The 23,798-nt window shown below is 63.4% G+C and carries 18 protein-coding genes; 10 read left to right on the top strand and 8 right to left on the bottom strand.

Going from position 1 to position 23,798, the window contains the following annotated elements:
- Positions 1–109 precede the first annotated feature (109 nt).
- Positions 110–916: a uracil-DNA glycosylase family protein gene (locus B071_RS0105445; RefSeq protein WP_157703037.1), complete on the top strand. Its 807-nt coding sequence runs from the start codon at positions 110–112 to the stop codon at positions 914–916.
- 56 nt (positions 917–972) lie between these two features.
- Here B071_RS0105445 and B071_RS0105440 read toward each other — a convergent pair whose 3' ends face one another.
- The gene (locus B071_RS0105440) at positions 973–2,124 is read right to left on the bottom strand and encodes an endonuclease/exonuclease/phosphatase family protein (protein ID WP_018526094.1); all 1,152 of its coding nucleotides are present in this window, start codon (positions 2,122–2,124) and stop codon (positions 973–975) included.
- A 187-nt stretch (positions 2,125–2,311) separates the two neighbouring features.
- Entirely contained in the window at positions 2,312–2,926 is a 615-nt protein-coding gene (locus tag B071_RS0105435; protein ID WP_018526093.1) for an ATP-dependent Clp protease proteolytic subunit, read from the bottom strand.
- Between the two features lie 72 nt (positions 2,927–2,998).
- Between B071_RS0105435 and era the strand changes: the two genes are divergently transcribed.
- Positions 2,999–3,988, top strand: coding sequence for a GTPase Era (gene era / locus B071_RS0105430; protein ID WP_438829589.1), 990 nt, complete (start codon positions 2,999–3,001; stop codon positions 3,986–3,988).
- A 91-nt stretch (positions 3,989–4,079) separates the two neighbouring features.
- Here era and B071_RS0105425 read toward each other — a convergent pair whose 3' ends face one another.
- The 4 genes from B071_RS0105425 to B071_RS16065 all read right to left on the bottom strand — a co-directional run bounded on the left by B071_RS0105425 (position 4,080) and on the right by B071_RS16065 (position 9,656).
- Positions 4,080–5,948: a methyl-accepting chemotaxis protein gene (locus B071_RS0105425; RefSeq protein ID WP_438829592.1), complete on the bottom strand. Its 1,869-nt coding sequence runs from the start codon at positions 5,946–5,948 to the stop codon at positions 4,080–4,082.
- Positions 5,949–6,273: 325 nt separating this feature from the next.
- Positions 6,274–6,468, bottom strand: coding sequence for a YwbE family protein (locus B071_RS0105420; protein ID WP_018526090.1), 195 nt, complete (start codon positions 6,466–6,468; stop codon positions 6,274–6,276).
- Between the two features lie 123 nt (positions 6,469–6,591).
- Positions 6,592–9,048, bottom strand: a complete 2,457-nt coding sequence (locus B071_RS0105415) for a heavy metal translocating P-type ATPase (protein ID WP_018526089.1) — start codon at positions 9,046–9,048, stop codon at positions 6,592–6,594.
- On the bottom strand, positions 9,045–9,656 hold the full coding sequence (locus tag B071_RS16065) for a Fur family transcriptional regulator (RefSeq protein ID WP_018526088.1): 612 nt from the start codon (positions 9,654–9,656) through the stop codon (positions 9,045–9,047). The genes B071_RS0105415 and B071_RS16065 overlap by 4 nt, the downstream gene beginning before the upstream one ends.
- A gap of 212 nt (positions 9,657–9,868) precedes the next feature.
- Between B071_RS16065 and B071_RS0105405 the strand changes: the two genes are divergently transcribed.
- The 4 genes from B071_RS0105405 (at position 9,869) to putP (ending at position 15,445) form a co-directional block, all read left to right on the top strand.
- A complete protein-coding gene (locus B071_RS0105405; RefSeq protein WP_018526087.1) occupies positions 9,869–10,900 on the top strand; it encodes an iron ABC transporter substrate-binding protein in 1,032 nt (343 codons plus the stop codon).
- Between the two features lie 26 nt (positions 10,901–10,926).
- A complete protein-coding gene (locus B071_RS0105400; protein ID WP_018526086.1) occupies positions 10,927–12,600 on the top strand; it encodes an ABC transporter permease in 1,674 nt (557 codons plus the stop codon).
- A complete protein-coding gene (locus tag B071_RS0105395) occupies positions 12,597–13,667 on the top strand; it encodes an ABC transporter ATP-binding protein (RefSeq protein WP_018526085.1) in 1,071 nt (356 codons plus the stop codon). Before B071_RS0105400 ends, B071_RS0105395 begins: the two co-directional genes overlap by 4 nt.
- A gap of 299 nt (positions 13,668–13,966) precedes the next feature.
- Entirely contained in the window at positions 13,967–15,445 is a 1,479-nt protein-coding gene (gene putP, locus B071_RS0105390) for a sodium/proline symporter PutP (RefSeq protein WP_018526084.1), read from the top strand.
- 156 nt (positions 15,446–15,601) lie between these two features.
- On the opposite strand, the gene ilvD is transcribed toward putP, so the two are convergent.
- Positions 15,602–17,440, bottom strand: a complete 1,839-nt coding sequence (ilvD, locus tag B071_RS0105385) for a dihydroxy-acid dehydratase (protein ID WP_026245005.1) — start codon at positions 17,438–17,440, stop codon at positions 15,602–15,604.
- A gap of 97 nt (positions 17,441–17,537) precedes the next feature.
- Positions 17,538–18,005 (bottom strand): DUF4168 domain-containing protein, encoded by a 468-nt coding sequence (locus B071_RS0105380; RefSeq protein ID WP_157703036.1) that lies wholly within the window; start codon positions 18,003–18,005, stop codon positions 17,538–17,540.
- A 344-nt stretch (positions 18,006–18,349) separates the two neighbouring features.
- On the opposite strand from B071_RS0105380, the gene B071_RS19550 reads away from it, so the two are divergent.
- From B071_RS19550 to B071_RS0105360, 4 genes are all read left to right on the top strand, one after another.
- On the top strand, positions 18,350–19,294 hold the full coding sequence (locus B071_RS19550; RefSeq protein ID WP_018526081.1) for a hypothetical protein: 945 nt from the start codon (positions 18,350–18,352) through the stop codon (positions 19,292–19,294).
- A 4-nt stretch (positions 19,295–19,298) separates the two neighbouring features.
- Positions 19,299–19,988, top strand: coding sequence for a response regulator transcription factor (locus B071_RS0105370; protein ID WP_018526080.1), 690 nt, complete (start codon positions 19,299–19,301; stop codon positions 19,986–19,988).
- Positions 19,989–20,032: 44 nt separating this feature from the next.
- Positions 20,033–21,454 carry a sensor histidine kinase gene (locus tag B071_RS0105365; RefSeq protein ID WP_438829591.1) on the top strand — a complete coding sequence of 474 codons (1,422 nt, stop codon included), beginning with the start codon at positions 20,033–20,035 and terminating at the stop codon, positions 21,452–21,454.
- Between the two features lie 65 nt (positions 21,455–21,519).
- Positions 21,520–23,769 carry a methyl-accepting chemotaxis protein gene (locus B071_RS0105360; protein WP_083914526.1) on the top strand — a complete coding sequence of 750 codons (2,250 nt, stop codon included), beginning with the start codon at positions 21,520–21,522 and terminating at the stop codon, positions 23,767–23,769.
- Positions 23,770–23,798: the final 29 nt, after the last annotated feature.

The raw sequence follows: 23,798 nt of genomic DNA, 5'->3' as shown, positions 1-23,798 counted from the left end.
GCAAACTGTACTCGCCCCGATGAGGTTGTGCAAGAACCTGCTCTCGCCCTAGATTAGCCGAACCATGGCAGAAACCTCGGAACCAAACAGAGAACCAGGGGCTGCAAGAGTGGCTCCGGAAGGCCCGCCGGGCGCAGAGCCGCCGGGACTGGCCGTGTACAGGCGCTACCGTCTGCTGTCGGAGGAGCTCACCCGACTCTCCCGGGGAATCCTGGAGGAGCTGCCCGATGTGGCGGCCCTCTACAACCCCCTGGAGTACGCCCGCGCCCCCTGGAAGGAATACCTCACGCGCTTCGGCGACGCGCCGAAACGGGCGGTCTTCCTGGGAATGAACCCCGGGCCCTGGGGGATGGCCCAAACGGGGGTACCCTTCGGCGAGATCGCCGCCGTGCGGGACTGGATGGGGATCACCGCACCCGTAGAAGAACCCCGGAATCCTCACCCCAAGCGGCCGATCCAGGGATTCGCCTGCACCCGGAGCGAGGTGAGCGGACGCAGGCTCTGGGGGCTCATGAAGGATACCTACGGGACGGCCCGGGAGTGTTTTCGGCACGTGCTGGTGCTGAACTTTTGCCCCCTGGTCTTTATGGCAGAGAGCGGCCGGAACATCACCCCCGACAAGCTGCCCCGGGAATACCGCCTGGCCCTGGAAGAGGCTTGCCTCGGGGCCCTGGCAGACAGTCTGGCCCTGCTGAAACCCCGATACCTCGTTGGCGTGGGCGCCTTCGCGGCGGCCCGCCTGAGAGCGATCCCTCCGCGTCCGGAACTGCGCGATTCGCCCCCGGAGATTGTCCAGATCCTGCACCCCAGTCCGGCCTCGCCTGCGGCGAACCGGGGGTGGGCCGAAGCGGTCTCGGCCCGGCTCGTCGATGCGGGGCTCTGGACCCCCGGGGGAGGGACCCCGGCCGCGTCCTGACCGGAGCGAACTCCGGGAGACCGGATTCGGGGAGCCCGGATTCGGGGAGCCCGGGGTCAGGGAGATCGCACAAGGGTGAGCAGCAGGGGCAGGTGGTCCGAGACTCCCCGGGGATCGTCTTCCCAACTCAGGGGGCGGCCCCGGGAGTCACAACCATCCCGGGGGCAGGGCACGGCGAAGGCAGAGAAACGAAGATCGCTGCCGGGCAAGAAGAGCGACGGTGAGAGAAACATGCTGTCGATCCGCTCCCAGCGGTTAATGAAGTAAAAGGAGCCCGGCGCGTCGGTATCGTCCCAGAGGTTCACCAGAACGGGCCGTTCCAGACGGGAACTCCCCAGAATCGCCTCCCCGGCCGAGGACTCCCAGATCAGGTGATCACCCTCGCGAAGCCACTCCGGGGTAACCCAGGAGGGAAGGTCCTCCGCTCCGGCGGCGAGAGCTCCAGCCAGAGCGATCAGCTCCCGGGCGGGCATCAGGGCGGTGGGGTAGGATCGCCCCGTGAGCTCGAACTCCAGGGGGCGTTCGTTGAAATCCCCCGCCACCAGAAGGGGCAGATCCGGTTCTGCCCGGTGGAGCTCCTCCATCCGCGCCGCCAGAAGCTGCGCCGAGGCCCGTCGCAGAGGCTCCGTGGCGGGAGCCCCTCCCCGCTTGCTCTTCCAGTGGTTGCTGAACACAACCAGGTCTCTCCCCGCCAGATCGAACCTGGTCTCCACCACGGGACGCAGGGGAGGGAAATCCCCGGCCCTGGCAAGATGCGTCCGGGCATCCCGAATCGGGTACCGCGAAGCGACCCCGATCCCGATAGCCGCCCCGGGACCGCTGGCAAACACGCGGTAGGGAGCGTGGATATCCACCAGATGCCGGTCCATGAGCGCATCCAGGACCTCCCTGTTCTCGATCTCCAGAAAGATGAAGATGTCCGGTCTGGGCCGGAGCGCCAGGATCGCCTGGGCTATCCGCTCTTTCCGGCGGTGGTAATCCCCCTCGGTCCACCCTCCGGCAGAGGTAAACTGGTGATATTCCGTGCCCTGATCCACGGCGTCGAAGAGATTTTCGATGTTCCAGGAGAGAATCGTGATGGTGTCATCGTCGGGGAGGATCAGCAGACACCCCAAGGCCGTTGCAAGAAGCGGGAGGAGAAGGAACACACCCCGGGGAATCCCCCGGACAAGCCCGGTGGGGCGTCGCAGTTGGCTGAAGAACTTCATGCCCGGCAAGACCGTCCCGGGGAAATCGGCGCTTCAGCGCGCCGGGAAATTCCCCGATCGCGCTACGCCTCGGCTGCTCTGGAGGTTCTTCCGGGGGTCAGCAGACGACTTGGGAAGGAGCGGGAGGCCGCCCTGCGGCCCGGGAGTGCACCGGGGAGACGGCACGGAAGCCCCCCAGGGGGGCGTGCTACATCTCCGAGCGGTGTGTAACCACCCTCGAGACCAGCCCGTACTCTACGGCGTCCTCGGCACTCATCCAGTAGTCGCGATCCGTATCCCGTTCCACCTGCTCCAGGGGCTTGCCCGTTTCCCGGGAGATCAGCAGGTTGATCCGGGCCCGCATCTTCTCGATCTCCCGGGCGTGGATCTCGATATCCGTGGCCACACCGCGGATCCCCGAGAGAGGCTGATGAATAAGATAGTGGGAGTTGGGGAAAGCCAGCCGCCGTTCTTTCTCGGCCGCCAGGAGGATCAGAGCCCCCGCGCTTGCCACCAGACCGATTCCCACGGTCCAGACCTGGGGGGTAACGAAGCGAATGGTATCAAAGATGCCGTACCCCGCATCGGCGTCGCCACCGGGCGAATCGATAAAGACCCGGATGGGATCGTCGCCCTCCTGTTCGAGAATGAGAAGTTGCCGGACCACCCGCTCGGCCAGGTCCTTGTTGATCTCGCCGGAAATGAGGATGGTTCGGGTTTTCAGCATCCGGTCCAGCAGGGGCGGCTGATCCCGGTTGTTGTCCCGGGAGTCCTTATCGTCCCCCTCCTGGTCGCAATACTGGTTGATGTTGGCAATCGGCATGAATATCTCCGTGTAATATGGTATGTCTGCAATTGTACTTTCCCCGTGAATATACTATTAAATGAGGGATAGATGCAAAGAGCAAAAGAACATGATTGCACAGAGCAGCAGAAAATGGGCGGCAAAATGACAAGTGAACACGGAAAAAGCGGCTTCGTGGTGGTTCTGGGACGTCCCTCCACGGGGAAATCGACCCTGATCAACAGGATCTGTGGCGAGAAGGTCTCCATTGTCTCGCCCGTGCCCCAGACAACACGCAATACCATCCGGGGAATCTACACGGAGGAACGGGGGCAGATCGTCTTTCTGGACACACCGGGCCTTCACCAGGCCGACAAGAAGATCAACCTCCGCATGCGCGATGTGGTGACTGAATCGCTGGAGGATTGCGACGCCCTGATCTATACGGTGGACACCACGCGCCCCCCCGGCGAAGANGAAGAGGCCGTAGCCACCCTGGCATCGTCCCTGGAGGTGCCCAGGATCGTGGTGCTCACCAAAACGGACCACCCCGAGAGCGCCCCCGCCCTGATCGAGGAGTTCCTGGCGCGCCACGGTCTGGATGATCTGCCCCGATTCCAGACGGGAGGGCTCCAGGAGGACCCCCGGGAGCAGAAGAGTTCCCACGAGGAAGCGGAACCCCGACCCCGGGGAATCGAGGACCTTCTGGCAGCGCTCTTTCCCCTCCTGCCCCAGGGACCGCCCTGGTATCCGGAGGATCACTATACGGACCAGCCGCCCCAGTTCCGCATCGCCGAGATCGTACGCGAACAGGCGATCCTGCGAACCCGCCAGGAGGTGCCCCACGCGATCTACGTAGANGTGGCCGACCTGGAACAGCGCCCGAAATATCTCTGGGCACGGGTGTTCATCTTCGTGGAGCGGCCGACCCAGCAGGGAATTCTGGTAGGCAAGGGAGCGGCCACGATCACGGAGATCCGCAAGGAATCCCAGAAAATTCTGGGGCGAATCTTCCCCCTCCCCGTCCGGCTTGCCCTGCAGGTCAAGGTCAAGCCCCGCTGGAGGCGAGACGACAACCTCCTGAACTCCCTGATCCAGTAGCCTGAACCGCCAGTCGCATAAACCGGGAGACCCCGCCCGGGGGAACAGAGATCCCCCGGGAAAGATCCGGGCGGGTTCGGGAACCGCAGGGTCACCCCTGCACCTGCCCCCCTTCGGGAGTGAACTCCAGCTCTGCCACCGGCTGGTGTGCCTCGGCAGCAATCTTGAAGAAGGCAACGATTTCCTCCAGCTGGTCTGCCTGGGCCGACAGTTCCTCTGCGGTGGTGGCCATCTCCTGCACCTGCGAAGATTGCTCTTCACTGGTACTGGCCAGCTCTTCAGCCGAAGCGGAATTNCGCTGAACAACCTGGTCCAGCTGGTTAATCGCATCGCTCACCTGCCGGGCCCCCGCNCTCATCTCCCGATTGGACGAGGAGATCTCCTGCACCAGCTCTGCCGTTTTCCGGATATTCGGAACAAGCTGGTCGAGCATGGCCACCGCGCTCTCGGCCACCTGGACGGAGGTCAGGGAGAGGGTACTGATCTCCTTGGCGGCAATACTGGAGTTCTCGGCCAGTTTGCGGACCTGAGCGGCAACAACGGCGAACCCCTTACCATGCTCCCCGGCCCGGGCGGCCTCAATCGCAGCATTCAGGGAAAGCATATTGGTCTCGCGGGCGATATCCTCGATGATCACAATCTTCTCGGCTATCTGCTTCATGGCTGCCAGCGTCCCTGCCACCGATGTCCCGGCGTCCCCGGCCTCAGTAGCAGCCTGGAGAGCGATCTGCTCAGTGGCCTGGGCGTTCTCCGCACTCTGCTGGATGTTGGAGGCCATCTCCTCCATGGACGCCGATATTTCCTCAACCGATGCGGCCTGCTGGCTCGTATCCTGACTTAACTGCTGAGCGGTAATGGCCAGCTGCTCCGAACCATCAGCCAGATTTTTTGAAGCATCCCGGAGCCCGAAGCTGCCCGAGTTAACGCCCGAAGCGGATTTTTTGATACCCTGAACGATTTCCAGCAATCTCTGCTTCATGGTGTTCAGGGCACCCACAAGATTGCCGATTTCATCCCGACGTCGGGAGAAATCGTGTGACAGATCGCTGACAAGATCGCCATCGGAAACAAAACCAGCCAGCGAAACCGCCGACTGCAGCGGGGACGACACGTGCTTCGCAATGACCAGTGAAATGACAATCATGATGGTCACAGCCACCAGCAGAAGCCCCACAAATATACGGGTAATATTCATAAAAGCGGCATTCATGTCAGAATCGGGGATGGCAAAGGCCACGGACCAGCCCGGTGTATCGGCCACAGGGGAGAAAACTGCATGGTACCGGGTCCCCTCGGGGGTCCGGTAGTCCATCACTCCCCCCAGACCCCGCTGCATTTTCTCCCCGATCCGGTCGAGGCCGGCGTACCGGGGGGCATCGAGCACATTCAGTTGCATCCGAAGATCAGCATCGGGATGCCCGACTACCAGCCCTGATCCATCAACAACAAAACCGTACCCGCCCTCACCGAATTGTATCCCTGACACGACCTGGGATATTATGTCCAGGGTTATCACTCCCCCCATAATTCCTGCCAGCTCCCCATCGTGATCGCGCACTTCGTGTGCAATCGCCACAATGGCAGAACCATCGGCCAGGCTGATGATTGCGTTGCTTACCGCCAGGGGCTGGCCTCTATGGACGATCTCCCGGAAATAATCCCGCTCGCTGACGTTAGCTACGACACCGTGGCTGGTCGGGGCGTTCCCCTCAAGATCACTGAAAAACACAAAATCGTGCTCCGGGTTGATTGATTCGTGCCGTCCCCGCAGATACTCCCCGACGAGATCACGATCTGCCCCGCGGACGATGTCGAGATTACTGTACCCGCGAATCTCGTTCACGTGCCCCTGCACCCAGCGACTGATTTCGGCGGATCGCGCAGTAACTACATCGCTGGTAAGGCTATCGATGGTGCGCCTTTGAACAAGCTGCACCTGACTGAGCAACACTACCGCCATCATCAGGAGCAGAACTGCCGCTGCCCCGCCAAACAGTACGGCCATACGCGCCCGCAAGCTTCGAAATCCCTTCATAACCGCCTCCTCGTTCAACGCCAGAGCATCCGGGCATCAGAGCTACCTGGAGACAGGACGAAAGCCTTCCAACACCCTCCTGCTGAAATTGTAGTACATCAGAGATGGGTTTGTGTGGAGCGTCTCGTACTTTTTCCGATAGCACCCCTTCGGCGTTATGACCCTGGCCAGGGAGATGAGGCAGCATGAACTGCTTTCGGGGGGCTTGAGGTGAACCGCACACTCAGCCCCCGGGATTACCCAGAACCACTCAGTCCAGACACTGCTTTACCCGCCCCACTTCGCCGGAACTGAGCTTCACCTTGATTCCGTGGGGGTGCGCAGGCGACTTGGTAAGAATTCGCTCCACAATTCCCTCGGTGAGTTCCCCCGTGGCCTGGTGGTGCTTCTGGACCACCGCTACGTGCTGGCCTGTCCTGATCGAATCCCGTCGTGTTCCGTCCATGGTTCCTCTCCCTATTCTGCTTCTGTTTTTCTCTCTTTTTGCCGCCATCGGCGCCGAGTCGGCCACCGCCCCTCGCCGCATCGCCCCGGGCGATCACGAGCGATCACGGGCGGGGCCCGAAAATCACCCACGGTGCCTGAAGAAGAGAAGCCGCAGTCCGTTCAGCGAAACCAGCACCGTCCCCCCCTCGTGACCCACCACCGCCAGGGGAAGGGGCAAGTCAATTGTATACACCGCAGCAGCCATCATGAGAATCAGGGCCATGGCCAGCGAGAGATTCGTCACCAGGGTCCGGCGCGTTGCCCGGCTCAGGGCGATAAGGTAGGGGATATTTTCGAGCTTGTCCGAAAGCAGCACCACATCGGCCGTATCGAGCGCCACATCCGTACCGGCTGCACCCATGGCGATCCCCAGACGGGCCCCGGCCAGGGCCGGCGCGTCGTTGACACCATCCCCCACCATGGCAACCGGCCCCAGCTCCTGCTGTATCCGGTGAATCACCGAGAGCTTGTCCTCGGGCATCAACTCCGAATAGACCTGGTCGACTCCGGCCTCGGCGGCGATCGCCGCAGCGGTGCGGGCGTTATCCCCCGTGAGCATCACCACACGCTTCACACCGGCCCGATGGAGATCCTGGACAACCGAAGGAGCCTCGGCCCGAAGCCGGTCCTGCACAGCCAGAACTCCCAGGACCCGGGGAGCGTCCCCCAGGGTCCGCAGAACGATCGCTGTCTTGGCCTGATCCTCCAGGGCCTGCACCGTCTCCCGGAGCCGGCGCCGCGCATCGGGCGGGATCGTCCCCTCATCGAAGGAACCGGGACTTCCCAGCTGGACGGCCCTTCCCTCTACCGTACCCCGAACCCCGATCCCCGCCTCGTTGCGAAACCCCTCCACGGGGGGGATCTCCATCTCCTCCTCGCGGGCTGCCTCTACCACGGCTCTGGCGATCACGTGCTCGCTCCGGGCTTCCAGGGCTGCCGCGATTCGCAGCACTTCCTCTCGCGGGAGGTCGCTCACGGAGTGGACATCGCTCAGGCGGGGGCGCCCCTCGGTGAGGGTCCCCGTCTTGTCGAAGGCCACCACCGCTACAGTTCCCGCCTGTTCCACATGAACGCCCCCCTTGAAGAGGATGCCCCGCCGGGCCCCGTTTCCGATGGCCGAGAGGATCGATGCGGGGGTACTGATGATAAGCGCGCAGGGGCTCGCCGCGACCATGAAGGTGATCGCCTTGTAGACACTCTCCTGCCAGGCCATACCCCCCAGGAGAATCGGCGCAGCGGCGGCCATGAGGGTGACCAGAATTACCCCCAGCGCGTAGAACTGCTCGAACCGGTCCAGGAAACGCTCGGTCCTGGCCTGATTCACCCTGGCCTCCTCCACCAGGGTGATCACCCTGGCGATGGTGGACTCGGAGCTGGTCTTGCGAACCTCCAGGAAGAGAGCCCCGTCCTGGTTGATCGTCCCCGCCAGAACCTCCTGACCGGGCCCCTTCTCCACGGGGATCGATTCGCCGGTCACGCTGGACTGGTCGACGGCGCTCTCTCCCCTCAGAACCACCCCATCCAGGGGAATCCGCTCGCCCGGGCGAACCTGGATGCAGGCCCCTATCCTGACCGTTTCCACGGGAACGGGCCCGCCCCGGGGATCGTCGGGGCTTTCCACCACAAAAGCGCAGTCGGGGCGCAGCCGGGCCAGACTCCGGATCGCGCTTTTGGTCCGGTCCAGGGCGTAATCCTGAAGCACGTTGGAAAGGGAAAAGAGAAAGAGCAGCAGCCCCCCCTCGAAGGGAGCCCCTATCGCGGCAGCTCCCAGGGCAGCCAGAACCATGAGAAGGTCCACATCGATCCTGCGCTGGCGCAGGGTCTCCAGCCCTGCCCGGAGACCGAAATATCCTCCCGCCCCGTAGGACACCCCGTAGGCAAGGAGGGTCGGCACCGCGCCCGGGGAGAGGAGTCTCTCCAGAACCGCCCCCGCCACGAGCGAAACCAGACTGATCACTACAAAGAGGGGCTCCCGCCAGGGGAGCCCGGCCTGGTCATGGTCGTCATCTTCCAGCGCCCCTTCTCCCCGCCAGGGCGAGAGATCCACCTGAAACACCTGTTCCTCCCCGGGCCAGGCCTCCTTCCCCGGTCCGTCGGGGGAATCACCCTCCTCCCGGGAGGGCGAGATCGTCATGATTCCACCCCGGTAGCTCACCGCCTCGTCGCTCAGGAGGGAAAGGGCAGGACAGGTGGCGGAGTCGCACCGCTCCTTCAGGCGCGCTTCGCGCTGGCTCGCCAGCAACTGCTGCACGCAATAGCCGCAACCGCGCCGGACGGGATGCTTCTCCCTGTCCCGGCAGAGGGCACGCCGCTCCTTCAGGGTATGAGCCACCTCATCCCAGAGCTGTTTTTCCCGGAACGGGTCAAAACGGGCCGGATCGTACCGGACCTCGAGCTCCGGCCCGGCCGTGTCGTAGCGAAGAGAGAGAATCCCCTGGTGCTCCCCGGCCAGGCGATGCAGAACAAGACAGCAGCAGCGTTCTTCCAGCGGGACGGGGCACCGCGAGACCCCGGCAGTAGGTTCGATCGTCGTTTTCACAGGTTACACTCCTTTCCCGTATCTCCGGCCCGGGTATCTCCGGCCCCGGTATTTTCAGCCCTGCCATCTCTGGCGGCGCCATCTCCAGCCCTGCCATCTCCAGCCCTGCCATCTCCAGTGGCGGCACCATCGCGGGCAGAACCGTTGTAGGGACAATCCCCGGGGTTATCACACTCCAGACACTCGCTGTAATAGACAACCCGGCCGCTCAGAACCCTGGACCCCACCGAGGCCTGGACCTCCTCTTCCAGCTTGTGCACCACCCGACTCTCGAGATCGCAGATGCGATGACAGGTGAGACACGCCAGATTGATGTGGGGAGCGGTGTTCACCTCGAAATGAATCGCGTCGTCCCCGGCGGAACCCAGACTGGTGATCGCCCCCGTTTTCACCAGGGCATCCAGAGTCTGGTAGACCGTGGTGAGGCTCAGGGAGGTGAAGTCCGGTTTCAGTTCCTCGAAGATCGCCTGCGCCGTGGGATGATCGTCGCGCCTGGCCAGAACGCCGCATACGGCGGTGCGTTGGGGGGTCAGGCGATATCCGGCGGTCCGGAGCCCCTGGAGCAGGTCCCGGGAGATCCTCCGGGAGGACTCATCGTTTCTGGCCATAGAACACTCCATAATGAGATCAATATTGTAACAACAACTAAATTGTAATCATTACAGATTAATCAGTCAAGAGGATCTTTAAGGAATCCTGAATTTGAACGTCGGGATATCTCCGATCCGTTATCGTTGACTTTTTAGGTAATATTCAGTAGCCTTGCCTAACTTTACCGGACCCTGCATAAGGAGACCTGATCGTGACCGAAAGAATATATATGTCGAGGCGAATGCCACGCCTGGCCCTGGCGCTGGTTTCTGCCGGATTTCTTGCCCTCTCCACCCTGCCCCTGCTCGCCCGGGGTGCATCGGAGCAGCCCCCGAGCATAACGCTCTATTCCGGACGCGGAGAGAGCCTGGTGGCCCCCCTGATCGAGGAGTTCACCAGAGAGACGGGGATCGTCGTGCGCACCCGTTTTGGAGGAACCTCGGAACTGGCCGTGCTCATCCAGGAAGAGGGCACCCGCTCTCCGGCGGACCTCTTCTGGGCCCAGGACGCCGGTGCCCTGGGAGCGCTCTCCCGGAGGGGCCTCTTCCAGACCCTGCCCGAAGATATTCTGGAGGGTCTCCCCGGGATGTACCGAAACAGCTCCGGCGACTGGGTAGCCACCAGTGGCAGGGCACGGGTGATCGCCTATAACCCCCAGGTCCTGGGCGACACCCCCCTCCCCGAGAGCATCTTCGACCTGACCCGTGCCGAGTACGCCGGCCGGGTGGCCTGGGCCCCCACAAACGGCTCCTTCCAGTCCTTCCTCTCGGGAATGAGAGCCCTCCACGGCGACGAGGCCACAGCCCGATGGATCTCGGAGATGATTTCCCGGGATGTCCAGTCCTATCGGAACAACACGGCGATCCTGGAGGCCCTGGGTGCAGGTGAAGTGGCTCTGGGGATCACCAACCACTACTATCTTCTCCGTTTTCTCGCGGAAGACCCCGATTTCCCCGTGAGACAGGCCTTCTTTACCGACGGCGATATCGGGAATCTGGTAAACGTGGCCGGAGTGGGGATCCTCGCTTCAGCCCGAAACGATTCCGGTGCCGAAGCGTTTCTGCGGTTCCTTCTCGAGAAGGGCTCCCAGGAATACTTCACGTCCCACATCTACGAATACCCCGTGATCGACGGAATTGGCAGGAACCCCCGGCTGGAGCCCTTCCAGCGGTTGCTCCAGGCNAGCCCCAACCTGAATCTTGATGTTCTGGAAGATCTGGAGGGAACACTCTCGATCATGCGCCGGGCCGGAGCTCTCTGAGCGTTCCCCCGGAAAGGAGAAGGACCATGAGATCCCGGGGGAGCGCCGCAGCTCCGTTGCTCCTCTATCTGCCACCCGGCCTGATAGCTTTGGCCATGCTGGTCCCCCTGGGATACCTCGTGCTCCGTACCCTCGAAGCAGACCCGACGCACCTGGCAGAACTGATCTTGCGGGGCCGCTCCCGGGTGCTTCTGGGAAATACCCTGCAGCTCACGGGAGCCGTCGTGGCCGGCACCACGGCGATCGCGCTTCCCCTGGCCTGGCTGGTGACACGAACGGACCTTCCCGGAACCAGGATGATCACCACGGCAGCGGTGCTTCCCCTGGCTGTCCCCGGCTATGTCATGGCCTACGCCTTGCTCGGTCTGGGGGGACAAAACGGCCTCGCTGCGTCCCTGGGGGTTCCCCTGCAGCGTCTCTCCGGCCTTGGGGGGGCCGCTGCGGCCCTGACTCTCTACGCCTTTCCCTACACCTTCCTCAACCTGCGCTCGGCCTTTCTCTCGCTGGACCCGGGGCTGGAGGAGGCGGCCCGGAGCCTGGGCTACAGCCCCTGGCAGGTTTTTCTCCGGGTTACGCTCCCCCTGATCACGCCCGGGCTCATCGCGGGGGCGCTGATCGTCTCGATCTACACCCTGGGTGATTTCGGAGCGGTGGCCCTCATGCGGTTCGAGGTCTTCAGTTTCGCGATCTATACCCAGTACACCAGCGCCTTCGACCGCTCCTATGCGGCGGCCCTGGCCCTGATGCTCATGGCACTCACGGCGCTGCCCCTGGCCCTGGAGGCCAGGGTCCTGAAGAACAGTCACCTCGCCAGGGTGGGTTCCGGTGTCTCCCGTCGACCCCGACAGATACCCCTGGGATGGAAGATGCCCCTGGCCCTGCTCTTTGTAGCCGCCGTTCTGGTCTCATCGGTGGGGCTGCCCGCTCTCATTCTGCTTCACTGGATGAGGCTTCAACCTCCCTGGGCAGAACTTCCCCGGGTAGCCGCCGCCTTCGGGAACAGCCTCTCGGCGGCGGTTCCCTCGGCCCTCGTGGCTGTCGCAGCGGCGTTGCCCCTGGCGTACCTGCGGGTCCGCTACCCCTCGCGGGGTTCCCGGGCAGCGGAACGGATCGCCTTCACGGGCTACGCCGTCCCCCCCCTCGCCCTGGGCCTGGCCATGGTGTTTTTCTCGCTCCGGGCGGTGCCGGCCCTCTACCAGACCAGAACGCTCCTGATCCTCACCTACGGCCTCAATTTTCTGGCCCTGGCCATGGGGCCCATCAGAAACTCCCTCATGGCGGCCCCCCGCAACCTGGAGGAGGCAGCCCGGAGTCTGGGAAGGTCCCGGGTGGCGGCCTTCTGTCTGGCCCTCTTCCCCCTTCTGCGCAAGGGTATCTTCGCCGCCCTGACCCTGGTCTTTGTCATGGTCATGAAAGAACTCCCCCTGGCGGTTCTCCTGGCCCCCACAGGATTCACCACCCTCAGCACGGCCGTCTTCTCCAGGACCTCCGAGGCCCTTCTGGCCGAGGCGGCACCCTACGCCGCAGCGATCGTGCTCTTCTCGAGCCTCTTTGTGGGACTCCTGGTCCGGTCGGAATCTCCCCACAACCAGGAACCCTCAGACGCTTCAGGCAAGACCACCCCCCGGGAGGATCTATCCCGGGCGCCCCTGTCCCGGAAAACGCTACCCGGGAACCCCTTACAAGGAGGAGCCCCGTGAACCATCGGGAACGCCCCATACATCACCTGGACATACAGGGCCTCACCAAGCGCTTCGACCCTTCGTCACCTCCGGCGGTACAGGATGTCTCGTTTCACCTCAGGACGGGGGAAATTCTGGGGCTCCTGGGACCGAGCGGGTGTGGCAAAACGACAACCCTCCGGATGATCGCCGGATTCACCCGCCCCGATGGGGGGGAGATCTTTCTGGAGGGAACCTCCGTGGCATCCCTTCCCCCGGAACGGCGACGTATCGGCTTTGTTTTCCAGGATTACGCTCTCTTTCCCAACCGCACCGTCCTGGACAACCTGGTCTTCGCCCTGCACCGGAAGAAACGGGCCATCCGGAAAGGCAAGGCCCGGGATCTGCTCGCCCTGGTGGGGCTCTCCCGGGAAGAAGGACGGTTCCCCCACGAACTCTCGGGAGGGCAGCAGCAGCGGGTCGCCCTGGCCCGGACCCTGGCAGCCGAGCCGGAGCTGATTCTCCTGGACGAACCCTTCTCCAACCTCGACGCAGCCCTCCGGGAGAGCACCCGAGCCGAGGTGCGCTCCCTCCTGAAGTGCGCCGAGATGAGCGCTATCCTGGTGACCCACGACCAGGAGGAGGCCCTCTCCTTCTGCGATACCCTGGGAGTGATGAACGCCGGAACCCTCGAGCAGCGGGGCACGCCCGAGGAGGTGTACCTCACCCCCCGGACGCCCTTTGTGGCGCAGTTTCTGGGCAGGGCAAACCTGCTGCGAGGCACCGCCCGGGGAACAACAGCCAGAACCGACCTGGGCGACATCGCCATCCATCCCGCTGCGGAGGGGTCGGTTCTCCTCTCGCTCAGACCGGAACACCTCACGCTCCAGCCCCTCGCGGCGGCCCGTTCCCGGAACGATTCCCCCCGGATCACCTCCCGGGAGTTCCGGGGCCACGACCTGACCTACCGCGTGGCCTTCATGAACCAGGAATTCCTCGTTCACACCGATTACACCTGCGATCTCCCTCCCGGAAGCGCCGTAGCGCTGGTTCCCCGCCGACCGGGGGTGGTCCTGCAGGAGCCGGGCCTCTGCCGCCGAGGTTGAATCGAATCACGCCTGTGAGACCCTGTGTGTAAGATCCTGTGTGTAAGATCCTGTAGGTGAGCCCCTGTATCCAGGACGGCTCCCTGCAGGAACCGGACCTCCAGCCCCCAGGTCGCCCNGGGACTCTCTCCACCCCCTTTCCGGGATCGTGCGGGTTGAAACGGACCTTTCCTCCCGATATTATTCGCTTTTCTGCATACCTATGCATTCGACTGGGTTGCACCGGGAGGAACCCGCGCGGTCACCGAGCCCGGCACGAAGAAAAACAGACCTGACACGACACACCAGAGGGGGTATTCATGGCAGAGGCCAATCCGTCGATCGTGGTAACCTTTGTATTGTATCTTGTACTCATGATGGCCGTGGGGGCCATCTTCTACCGGCGCACCACCGATCTCTCCGACTACATCCTGGGAGGGCGAAAACTCAACTACTGGGTCACCTCTCTCAGCGCCCAGGCCTCGGACATGAGCGGCTGGCTCCTCATGGGGCTACCCGGCTACGCCTACCTGGCGGGGCTGGAAGCCTTCTGGATCGCCTTCGGCCTGGCCCTGGGAACCTACCTGAACTGGCGCTTTATCGCCCGACGGCTCCGCACCTACACCGAGATCTCCGGTGACTCCATCACCCTGCCCGACTATTTCGAGAGTCGCTTCCGGGACACCTCCCGGGTGTTGCGCATCGTCTCGTCGATCTTTATTCTCGTCTTCTTCCTGATCTACACCTCCTCGGGCTTTGTGGCCGGAGCGATCCTCTTCAGCGCGATCTTTAATCTGCCCTACACCACGGGGCTGCTGATCGGTGCGGTGGTGATCATCGGATATACCTTCCTGGGAGGGTTCACCGCCGTCTCCTGGACGGACTTCATCCAGGGAATCCTCATGTTCTTCGCCATCACCATCGTGCCCCTGGTCGGATTCGGCTTCGCCGGGGGCCCCGCCGGGACCTTCGAGGCCGTCCGCCTGGCAAACCCGGAGTTCCTGAACATCTTCACCGCCACCGACGGGTCTCCCCTGGGAATCATCGCGATCGTCTCCCTCCTGGCCTGGGGGCTGGGGTACTTCGGACAGCCCCACATTCTGGCCCGGTTTATGGCGATCCGCAGCGCCGACGAGGTTGCCCCGGCCCGCAGGATCGCCTCGACCTGGGTAGTGATCAGCCTCACCGGAGCGGTTCTGGTGGGTCTGATCGGAATCGCCTCGGGGGGGAGCTTCATGCCTCCCGAGGCAAACTCCGAACAGGTCTTCATTCACCTCATCGACGGGGTGATTCCGCCCCTCCTGGCCGGAATTTTCCTCTCGGCCATCCTTGCGGCGATCATGAGCACCGCCGACAGCCAGCTCCTGGTCACCTCCAGCGCCCTCACGGAAGACCTCTACGCGGTACTTCTGCGGAACCGGGCGAGTCAGAGCGAACTGGTCTGGATCAGCCGCTTTTCCGTCATCGCCGTGGCGATCGTCGCCTCGCTCATCGCGGTGGACCCCGAAAGTACCGTCCTGGGGCTGGTGAGCTACGCCTGGGGTGGGTTTGGAGCCACCTTTGGCCCCATCGTGCTCCTCTCGCTCTTCTGGCGACGCATGACCCGCAACGGAGCCCTGGCGGGGCTGATCGCGGGAGGCGTGACGGTGATCGTCTGGTATAACCTCTCGGGAGGAATCTTCGATCTCTACGAAATTGTGCCGGGCTTTCTCTTCTCCCTGGCGGCCATCGTGGGGGTCAGTCTTCTGGGGAATCCCCCGGCGGCGGAGATCACCGCCGAGTTCGATCAGGTCACCTGAGGGTCATGCAGGGCGCGGGGGCCTGAAACGCAGGGTCCCTGAAACGCAGCGTCAGGGCCGGACTCATCCGGCCCCCGGGTACGCGCCCGGTCCTCCGGAGCCCCGCGGGGGCGCGCCACCGGGGTGCCGCCCTGCGGATCAGGACCCCGCTCCGGATCAGGAGCCGGGAACGATCCTCACCGCCCCCGTGTGGGCGCTCTGGGCAAAGCAGGCGTAGCTGCGGAGCGCCACCGATACAGGCCGGTCCCGGTCACGCGGCGTATACGCCCCGGTNCCGCGCCCCTCTTCCCCGGCCCGGCGCTCCGCCAGGTCGTCGTCGCTCACGGCCAGATGAATCCGCCGCGCTTCGATATCGATCTCGATCCGGTCCCCGTCGCGGACCAGGGCGATCGCCCCCCCCGCAGCCGCTTCGGGCGAAACGTGACCAATCGAAAGACCGCTGGTCCCCCCGGAAAACCGCCCATCCGTGATCAGCGCGCAGACCTTGTCGAGTTTCATGCTCTTGATATAGCTCGTGGGATAGAGCATCTCCTGCATTCCCGGGCCTCCCCGGGGCCCCTCGTAGCGAATAATCACCACGTCGCCTGCCTGAACGACTCCCTTCAGAATCGCCTCCACAGCCGTATCCTGGGATTCAAAGACCNGGGCCGTCCCGGCGAAGGAAAAGACCGAGGGGTCCACCCCGGCGGTTTTAATGATACACCCCTCGGGAGCGAGGTTCCCGAAAAGCACCGCCAGCCCCCCCTGGGTGCTATAGGCGTGGTCGGCATCCCGGATGCACCCCTCCTGACGATCCAGATCGAGGGCCGGATAGGCGGTGGTATGGCTCCCCATGACGAGGTCCCCCCGTTTTCCTCCGGGAGCAGCTGCGTAGAGATCCCGCGCCTCGGCAGAAGCGCCGGGGCGCATCACATCGTAGCGATCGAGCGCTTCGGCCAGGGTGAGACCGTCGGCCCGGTTTACCGAGGTATCGAGGAGCCCCAGCCGGTCCAGCTCACCCATGATGCCCATGATCCCCCCTGCCCGGTTCACATCCTCGATGTGCCAGGCACTGGAGGGGGAGACCTTGCAGAGGTTCGGCGTCCTGCGGCTCAGGCGATCGATATCCTTCATGGTAAAATCCACACCCGCCTCGTGGGCGATGGCAAGAATGTGGAGCACCGTATTTGTGCTTCCGCCCATGGCGATATCCAGCGTCATGGCGTTCTCGAAGGTGGCCTTCCCCGCGATCGATCTGGGGAGCACCGAGGCATCTCCCCGGCCGTACCAGGCCTCGCAGAGCTCCACAATCCTCCCGGCGGCCCGGTCAAAAAGCTCTTTCCGCTTCCGGTGCGTGGCAACCACCGTGCCGTTCCCCGGCAAGGCGAGCCCCAGGGCCTCGTTGAGACAGTTCATGGAGTTAGCCGTGAACATCCCCGAACAGGACCCGCAGGTGGGGCAGGCGTTCTCCTCCACCTCCTGAAGAAGCTCCTCGTCCACGGAATCGTCGGCGGCCATAACCATGGCATCCACCAGATCGTACCCCCGGCCGTGGGCCCGCCCCGCTTCCATGGGCCCTCCCGAGACAAAGATCGCGGGAATATTGAGCCGCATGGCAGCCATGAGCATCCCCGGCGTTATCTTGTCGCAGTTGCTGATGCACACAAGAGCATCGGCCTGGTGAGCATTCACCATATACTCCACGCTGTCGGCGATCAGGTCCCGGCTTGGAAGAGAATAGAGCATTCCTCCGTGGCCCATGGCGATACCGTCGTCGATGGCGATGGTATTGAACTCCGCTGCAAAACACCCTGCAGCCTCGATCTTGCGCTTTACCTCCTGACCGATCTCGTGAAGATGGACATGGCCCGGCACAAACTGGGTAAAGGAGTTGGCGATCGCGATGATCGGCTTGCCGAACTGGCTCTGATCCATACCGTTCGCCCGCCAGAGGCTGCGGGCTCCCGCCATCAGACGGCCGAAGGTGGTTGTATTGCTGCGTAAGGGCTGTTTCATGGGAACGAATTATGGGCGGGAAGAGGGATCAAAGGTCAAGGGGATGAATCGGGAGGGAGGAGGTTCGCCTCCTCCCTCGGACTTCCCCTTCGGGAACTCAGTTCATCGAGGCCTGAACCCGCTCCCAGAGCTGCTCGTCCTGCTGGATCGCCATAACGATCGCGTTGAACCGTTCCACATCCAGCCCATGGTCTTCCACGATCGAGGCCATCTGCATCTGCAAGTCCTGCTGGATCGCCGAGAGCTCCTGGACGATGGCACTGTAGCTCTCGACCTCGCCCTCCGAGGCATCGCCGGGGACATCACCGGTGGTATTCACCGCGTCGTGGATCTCTCCGAACCGCTCCTCTCCCAGGGAAGAACCGCCCACAATNCGCTCCATGTCCTGCTGGACCTCTTCCTGGGCGCCCTGGATGCCCTGCAGGGCCTGGGCGAACTGTTCTACCTCGGCACCACTCACCTCAGACGCCGGAGCAGGCTGTTCCGCCTGGGCNCTCACACCCCCGACAAAAACCAGGGCGAGAAGCACCGCCAGGAGGGCGACCGTGTTTTTTCCGGTCACCATCGATGCCGCCCCGTCTCTTTTCGTACTCTTCCTCGTTGTTTTCGCGATCCTCATAATCTGAACTCCTTTCTGAACTGGCCTATCCGCCATCATTTCTCCCTTCGGAGATTTCTCCTCTCGGATTTCCCTTCGGAGATTTCTCCGCCGGGACTCCGGTTCGAAGGTCCCATCCGGCAACTTTCCCGGGAATCGTCCTTCCCGTTCTCCCGAATCTTGTGAGACCTAACCTACCAGAGCGGGTTCAAGGTCCCCGCCACGACGTGTTAAGATTGCGTCAAGATACCCGGCCGGAATAGCCCAACCGCGTGATACCCGGGGGCCACTCCTGCTAGGATGTACCACCTATGAAGCTGACGATCATCGCCATCCTTCTGCCCTTCCTGACCCCCGCACTTCTTCAGGGGGGAACCCCGGCGCCCCGGGATCCCCGCTGGGAGCCCCGGGGACCGGTGGTGGAGGTCCGGGAATACCTTCTCGGGGAGGAGGAGGACCAGGAAGAGCTGGTCCATCGCTACCGGTTTGACCACCAGGGGAAGCTGACAGAACTCGTGCGGCACATTCCCGACCCCGACGCGCCGGTGACACAGCACTTTTCCTACAACGACCAGGGAATGCTCGAGCACTGGCTGGCCCGGGACCCCTCGGGACAGATCATCTGGGGCTACCGGTATCGCTACGATCAGGAGGGAACCCTCCTCCAGGAAACGGAATACGGCCCGGGAGAAACCATAACGGGCCAGCGGGCCTTTACCTCCCGGCAGGAGGGGGATACGGTCCGGGTGGAGGAATCGGCCTACGACTCCTCGGGAGAGGTCCTCTGGTGGATGCAACGGCTCCGCACCAGCGAGACCCCCGGGGAAGACTGGTCCCTCTACTACCCCGACGGGCGGATCATAACCGAGGGATCGCGCCTCTACGACAGCCAGGGACGGATCATCCGCGAAGAAGAGCGGGATACCGCAGCCCGGACGACCACGATCACCACCTACCGGTACAACCAGGGGGAGAACCCCCTTCGTATCGAGGAGACCGACAGCGATGGAACCCTCCTGCGGCGGGAGGAATTTCAGTACGACCAGTTCGGAAATCCCCTCCTCCACAGAACGGACATCCCCGCCGACACAGTTCACACCGCCCGATACTACCAGTACGAATACGACGATCACGGAAACTGGACAACCAGGACGATCTGGAACGTGAGAACCAGGGGGGACCAACTCACGGCGGTGACCCGGGAGCGCCGGTTCCGCCACTTCACCTATCATAAAACGCATCAGGGAGAGGAGTAACGCCATGGCCCGGATCATCATCGTTGAAGATAACCGGAACATTCGGGAAGCTGTCTCGCAGTACCTGCAGCTCGAGGGTCATCAGGTCCTGGAGTTCCCCGGGGTAACGGGAGTTCTGGAAGCCCTCTCGTCGCGGCAGCCGGACCTGATTATCCTGGACATCATGCTCCCCGACGGCGACGGCTTTCTTCTGGCAAAACGACTGCGCGCACACTCGGCGGTCCCCCTGCTCTTTCTCTCTGCCCGGGACGCAGAATCGGACCGCATCACGGGGTTCGAGCTCGGAGCCGACGACTACGTGGTGAAACCCTTTTCCAACAAGGAGCTGGTCCTTCGCGTCCAGGCCCTCCTCCGCCGGGGAGGATCGCTTCCGCAGGAAGAGTCCGAACGGGGACGATGGAGCCACAAGGGCATGACCCTGGAACTGAACCGGGCCACCAGGATCGCCCTCCTCCAGGGCGAGACGCTCTCTCTCACCACCGGGGAGTGGGAGATTCTCTGGTACTGCGCCACCCGGGCCCCCCGCGTGGTCTCGCGAGAGTCGATACTCTCGAACTGTCTGGGCCATCTTCACAACGGTTCCGAACGAACCGTGGACACCCATCTCTCGAACCTTCGGGGGAAACTGGCGGACCCCGACTGGTTCGAAACGGTTCGCGGCTACGGCTATCGCTTTGCGGGGGAAGGCTCTTGAACAGAGGCTCCGCGCGAACCCTCTTTGGCCGGACCTTTCTGGGAATGGCCGGGGCCCTGCTGCTCCTGAGCATCGTCCTGGGGGTGATTTTCCTGATGGGCCTGCGCCGGTCGGTGACCCTCTGGAACGTGAACCGGACCCGCCATCTCCAGAGCACCTTCTCCCGGGAAATACTCCGGGTGGTCCGCGTAGAGGGAGAGNTCCAGGAGGAGGGGCTCTCGTCGTCCCTGGCCCGGTTCCTCACCCCCGGCGTCTCCCTGGTGGTTCTGGACCCCCAACGGGAGCCTCTCTTTATCTACCACCAGGGCACCAGAATCGATCCCGAGGACACCGAAGCCACGGCCCCCCTTCTTTCTGCCCTGGGCAAAACCAGGAACCCCGCCCTGGCCGTGTTCGACCAGGAACACCTGGTGGCCTATCTCTCGGTGGATACCCTGGGGTTTTACAACGACCTCTCGAACCGCCAGTTCATCAACTCCCTGATTCTCACAGCGGCCGTGGCGCTCATCCTCTCTCTCGCCCTCGCCCTGGCGGGGGCGGGGTTGATCTCGCAGCACCTCACCTCCCAGGCGAGCAAGCTCGCCACCGGTCTGGGCGATCTGGCATCGGGGAGCCGCCACGTTTCCTTTCCCCGCGAGGGGGCCCAGGAGCTCCGGGCCATAGCCGATGCAGCCCGGGAACTCCAGAGTCAGCTGACCCGGGCAGAACAGCTGCGGCGGCAGTGGATGCAGGACATCTCCCACGACCTGAGAACGCCCATCGCCGCCCTGGCCTCGCAGATCGAGGGAATGATCGAGGGCGTCCTGGCGCCCGAACCGGAACGGTTGCGGTCCCTCTTCTGCGAGGTCCGACGGGTAGAAGAACTGGTGCGAGCCCTGCGGGAGTTGAGCTGGGTGGAATCACCGGAACTCTCTCTGGAGGAGGCCCCCCTCCGCCTGGACCAGCTGATCACCGCCGCTGCCGAAGGGATCTCGCGCCGGAGTGAGAGAGATATGCTGGCCGATCCATCGGGAGAGGCCACGCCCGGCAAGGCCCCGGGCGAGCACGACCTCTGGACGATCGAGGCCGAACCGGCCTGGTGTCGGGGCGACAGAAATCTCCTGCTCCGGGCCCTGACAAACCTTCTGGAAAACGCCCTGATCCACGGTGATTCCTCCGAAGCCGTGGCGATACAACTCTCTGCAAGGGCCCGGGACCTGCACCTGACCATACAAAACAGGGGGTGGATACCCGAAAAGGACCGGGATCACCTCTTTGACCGTCTCTACCGGGGCGACCGAAGCCGATCGTCTCCCGGGTCCGGGCTGGGCCTGGCCATCACCAGGGCGATCGTGGAGCGCCACAGGGGAACGATCACCATCGGGCAGGAAGGGGAACAGGTGGTGGTCCATCTTCTGCTGCCCCGGGGTGCCGAGGCCCGGCCAGGATCCTCGCCGGAGTCTGAAAAAGATCATGGAAGCGAATAAACTCTCCAGGGGACTATAACTTTAATTTGCACATTCGTCACATCGGTGGTAACATATTTTCTCGTATGGCTACGGTAGTATTGTTCGGGGGTGTGGCCCTTCTCCTGGCGGGGGGGGGCCTTTGGGTGCAGGGAGGAATGGCGGAACCGCTTCTGGCAGCGGCGGCGATGCTCTTTCTGGGATACGCCCTGGTAAGGCAACGCCTCCTGAGGCGTGAACAGGCAGAACTGGTAACGCACATCAGGGAGGCCATCACCGAATCGGCTCGACCGATCTCGCGGCTCCTCTGGGACGTGGCAAAAGGGCGGCTCAACACCTCGCCACCGCAGAAGCCCCGTCGCTGGGAGACAGACTCGCAGTCCTGGGGCAGTTGCGCCGTAGCCCGGGAAGCCTACAATGAACTGGCAGAACAGCTCTCGGCGACCACCGACGCGGCCACGTCGCTCACGGCGGTACCCATCAGGCGCCTGATCTACACGGGCATCGACGACTTTGCCCACGGCCAGCGGGCAGCCCGCCTGATCGGGGAACTCTGTGGCGGCAAGGGCCGAGTGGCCATCGTCGCCGTGGATCACTCCACCAACTACTCGGTTCTGCGCGAGCGGGGGTTCACCAGCACCCTGAACACGGAGTTTGCCGGGGTCGACCTGGGGCAGGTAATTTACAGTGGCCGCAACGCCGAACGCGCGATCACGGGAATCTGCGAGGTCCTGCGCAACGACCCCTCCATCACCGCCGTGTACCAGCTCGAGGAAGCCTCCACCGAGGCCGTCCTCAAGGCGATCCAGGAGCAGTTTTCACCAAGCCGGGCAGTCCTGGTGGCCCACGGTCGCCGGAAGGATTTTCTCTCCTTCTTCGAGTCGGGCCACCTGGACGCAACCCTCACCCAGGACCCGTACCTCCAGGGCTTTAACCCCATGATCCACATCTACAACCACCTGGTGAGTGGCTGGAAACCGGAAACACCCCGGCAGTTCATCCTTCCCAAGACCCTGAACCAGGAGAACTACCGGGCCATGCTGGCAAACCCCATCGACAGGGAGGACCGGGCGCAACTCTCCACCAAACGGCCCGACCGGCTCCTGAAGATCACCTATCTCCTTCCAAAGAACTACGACTTCTGGAACACCGTGGAACTGGGAGCCCAGGAGGCGCAGCAGGAACTCAAGAATCTGGGCGTCCAGGTCACGGTGGCCCTCCCCGACGACCCCTCAAAACCCTACGACCTCGAGCAGTGGCACCGGATGATCCGCCGGGCAGCAAAAAACGGGGTCCACGGCCTGGTGGTCCCCGTCTTTTCGGACCAGCTGATCCCCACGATCAACGAGGCCGCCGACGCGGGGGTCGTGGTGGCCACCTGTAACCAGGAACCGGCGTCGCTGCGGGAAATGATCTTCTCGATCCGCTCCCAGGCGCGCATCGTGGGCTCCGCCGCCGATGATCTCTCGGCGGGAGCCGACCGGTCGGGTCAGGTACTGAAACGGGTCGAGGCTGCCGCCACCAGCCTGAAGGAGCAATCCCTGACCCAGGAGAAAGCGAGCCGCCGTATTACCGAGGCGAGTTCGGAGCTCCGCTCTGCCCTGGAGGGAATGGCCCAGACGCTCCCCGAGATGGTGGCCCGGGCAGAACAGATCCGGGTCGCCTCGGAGGAGGGCGGTTCCACGATCAACCAGGGAATCGCCGAAACCGACAAGACCGTCTCGGCGATCAGCAATACCGCCAGCGTTGTGGAAAAACTCGCCGGCCGGTCCCAGGACGTACTGCAACTGATCCAGGCGATCAAGGACATCGGCGACCGAACCCACATGCTCGCCATGAACGCCGCGATCGAATCTGCCCGGGCGGGCGAGGCCGGCCGGGGGTTCGCCGTGGTGGCCGACGAGATCCGTGCCCTCTCGGCCCAGTCAACCCAGACGAGCGACCGGATCGAGACCCACCTGGGAGAAGTGGTAGAGAATATCCGGGAGGTCTCCTCCACGGTGGATACCAGCGTCCAGTCGATCCAGCGGAACCGGGAGACCTCCAAGCGGATGGAGGAGGTCTTTCAGTCGATCCTCTCCCAGATGGAGCACAACACCTCCACCATCAACTCCGTTCGGCACCACCTGGAGACGGTGCGGGAGCAACTCCAGAAGGTAGACCTCTCCACGGAGGAGTTCGAATCGGGACTGAACCACCTGGTCAGCGACATCCGGGAGGTGGAAGAAGCCCAGGAGGAGATCTCCCGGGCCATGGACGCCGTCTTTGCCTGCAGCCAGTCCCTGGCGGCATCCTCGGCGGCCCAGCAGACCATGCTGAGGAGCTTCGAGGTCTAGCCCCGTTGTCCAGGGCACCCTTGCCGATC

The organism is Alkalispirochaeta alkalica DSM 8900 (assembly GCF_000373545.1).
GTDB lineage: Bacteria > Spirochaetota > Spirochaetia > DSM-27196 > Alkalispirochaetaceae > Alkalispirochaeta > Alkalispirochaeta alkalica.
The sequence above is the reverse complement of the archived record's forward strand: the minus strand, read 5'-3'. Positions and strand labels throughout refer to the sequence as shown.

Excerpts from the sequence above, each read along its gene's own strand:
- B071_RS0105360 (WP_083914526.1), top strand. The coding sequence starts at position 21,520 with ATGGCTACGGTAGTATTGTTCGGGGGTGTGGCCCTTCTCCTGGCGGGG.
- putP (WP_018526084.1), top strand. The coding sequence starts at position 13,967 with ATGGCAGAGGCCAATCCGTCGATCGTGGTAACCTTTGTATTGTATCTT.
- B071_RS19550 (WP_018526081.1), top strand. The coding sequence starts at position 18,350 with ATGAAGCTGACGATCATCGCCATCCTTCTGCCCTTCCTGACCCCCGCA.
- B071_RS0105370 (WP_018526080.1), top strand. The coding sequence starts at position 19,299 with ATGGCCCGGATCATCATCGTTGAAGATAACCGGAACATTCGGGAAGCT.
- B071_RS0105435 (WP_018526093.1), bottom strand. The coding sequence starts at position 2,926 with ATGCCGATTGCCAACATCAACCAGTATTGCGACCAGGAGGGGGACGAT.
- B071_RS0105420 (WP_018526090.1), bottom strand. The coding sequence starts at position 6,468 with ATGGACGGAACACGACGGGATTCGATCAGGACAGGCCAGCACGTAGCG.
- B071_RS0105440 (WP_018526094.1), bottom strand. The coding sequence starts at position 2,124 with ATGAAGTTCTTCAGCCAACTGCGACGCCCCACCGGGCTTGTCCGGGGG.
- B071_RS0105400 (WP_018526086.1), top strand. The coding sequence starts at position 10,927 with ATGAGATCCCGGGGGAGCGCCGCAGCTCCGTTGCTCCTCTATCTGCCA.
- B071_RS16065 (WP_018526088.1), bottom strand. The coding sequence starts at position 9,656 with ATGGCCAGAAACGATGAGTCCTCCCGGAGGATCTCCCGGGACCTGCTC.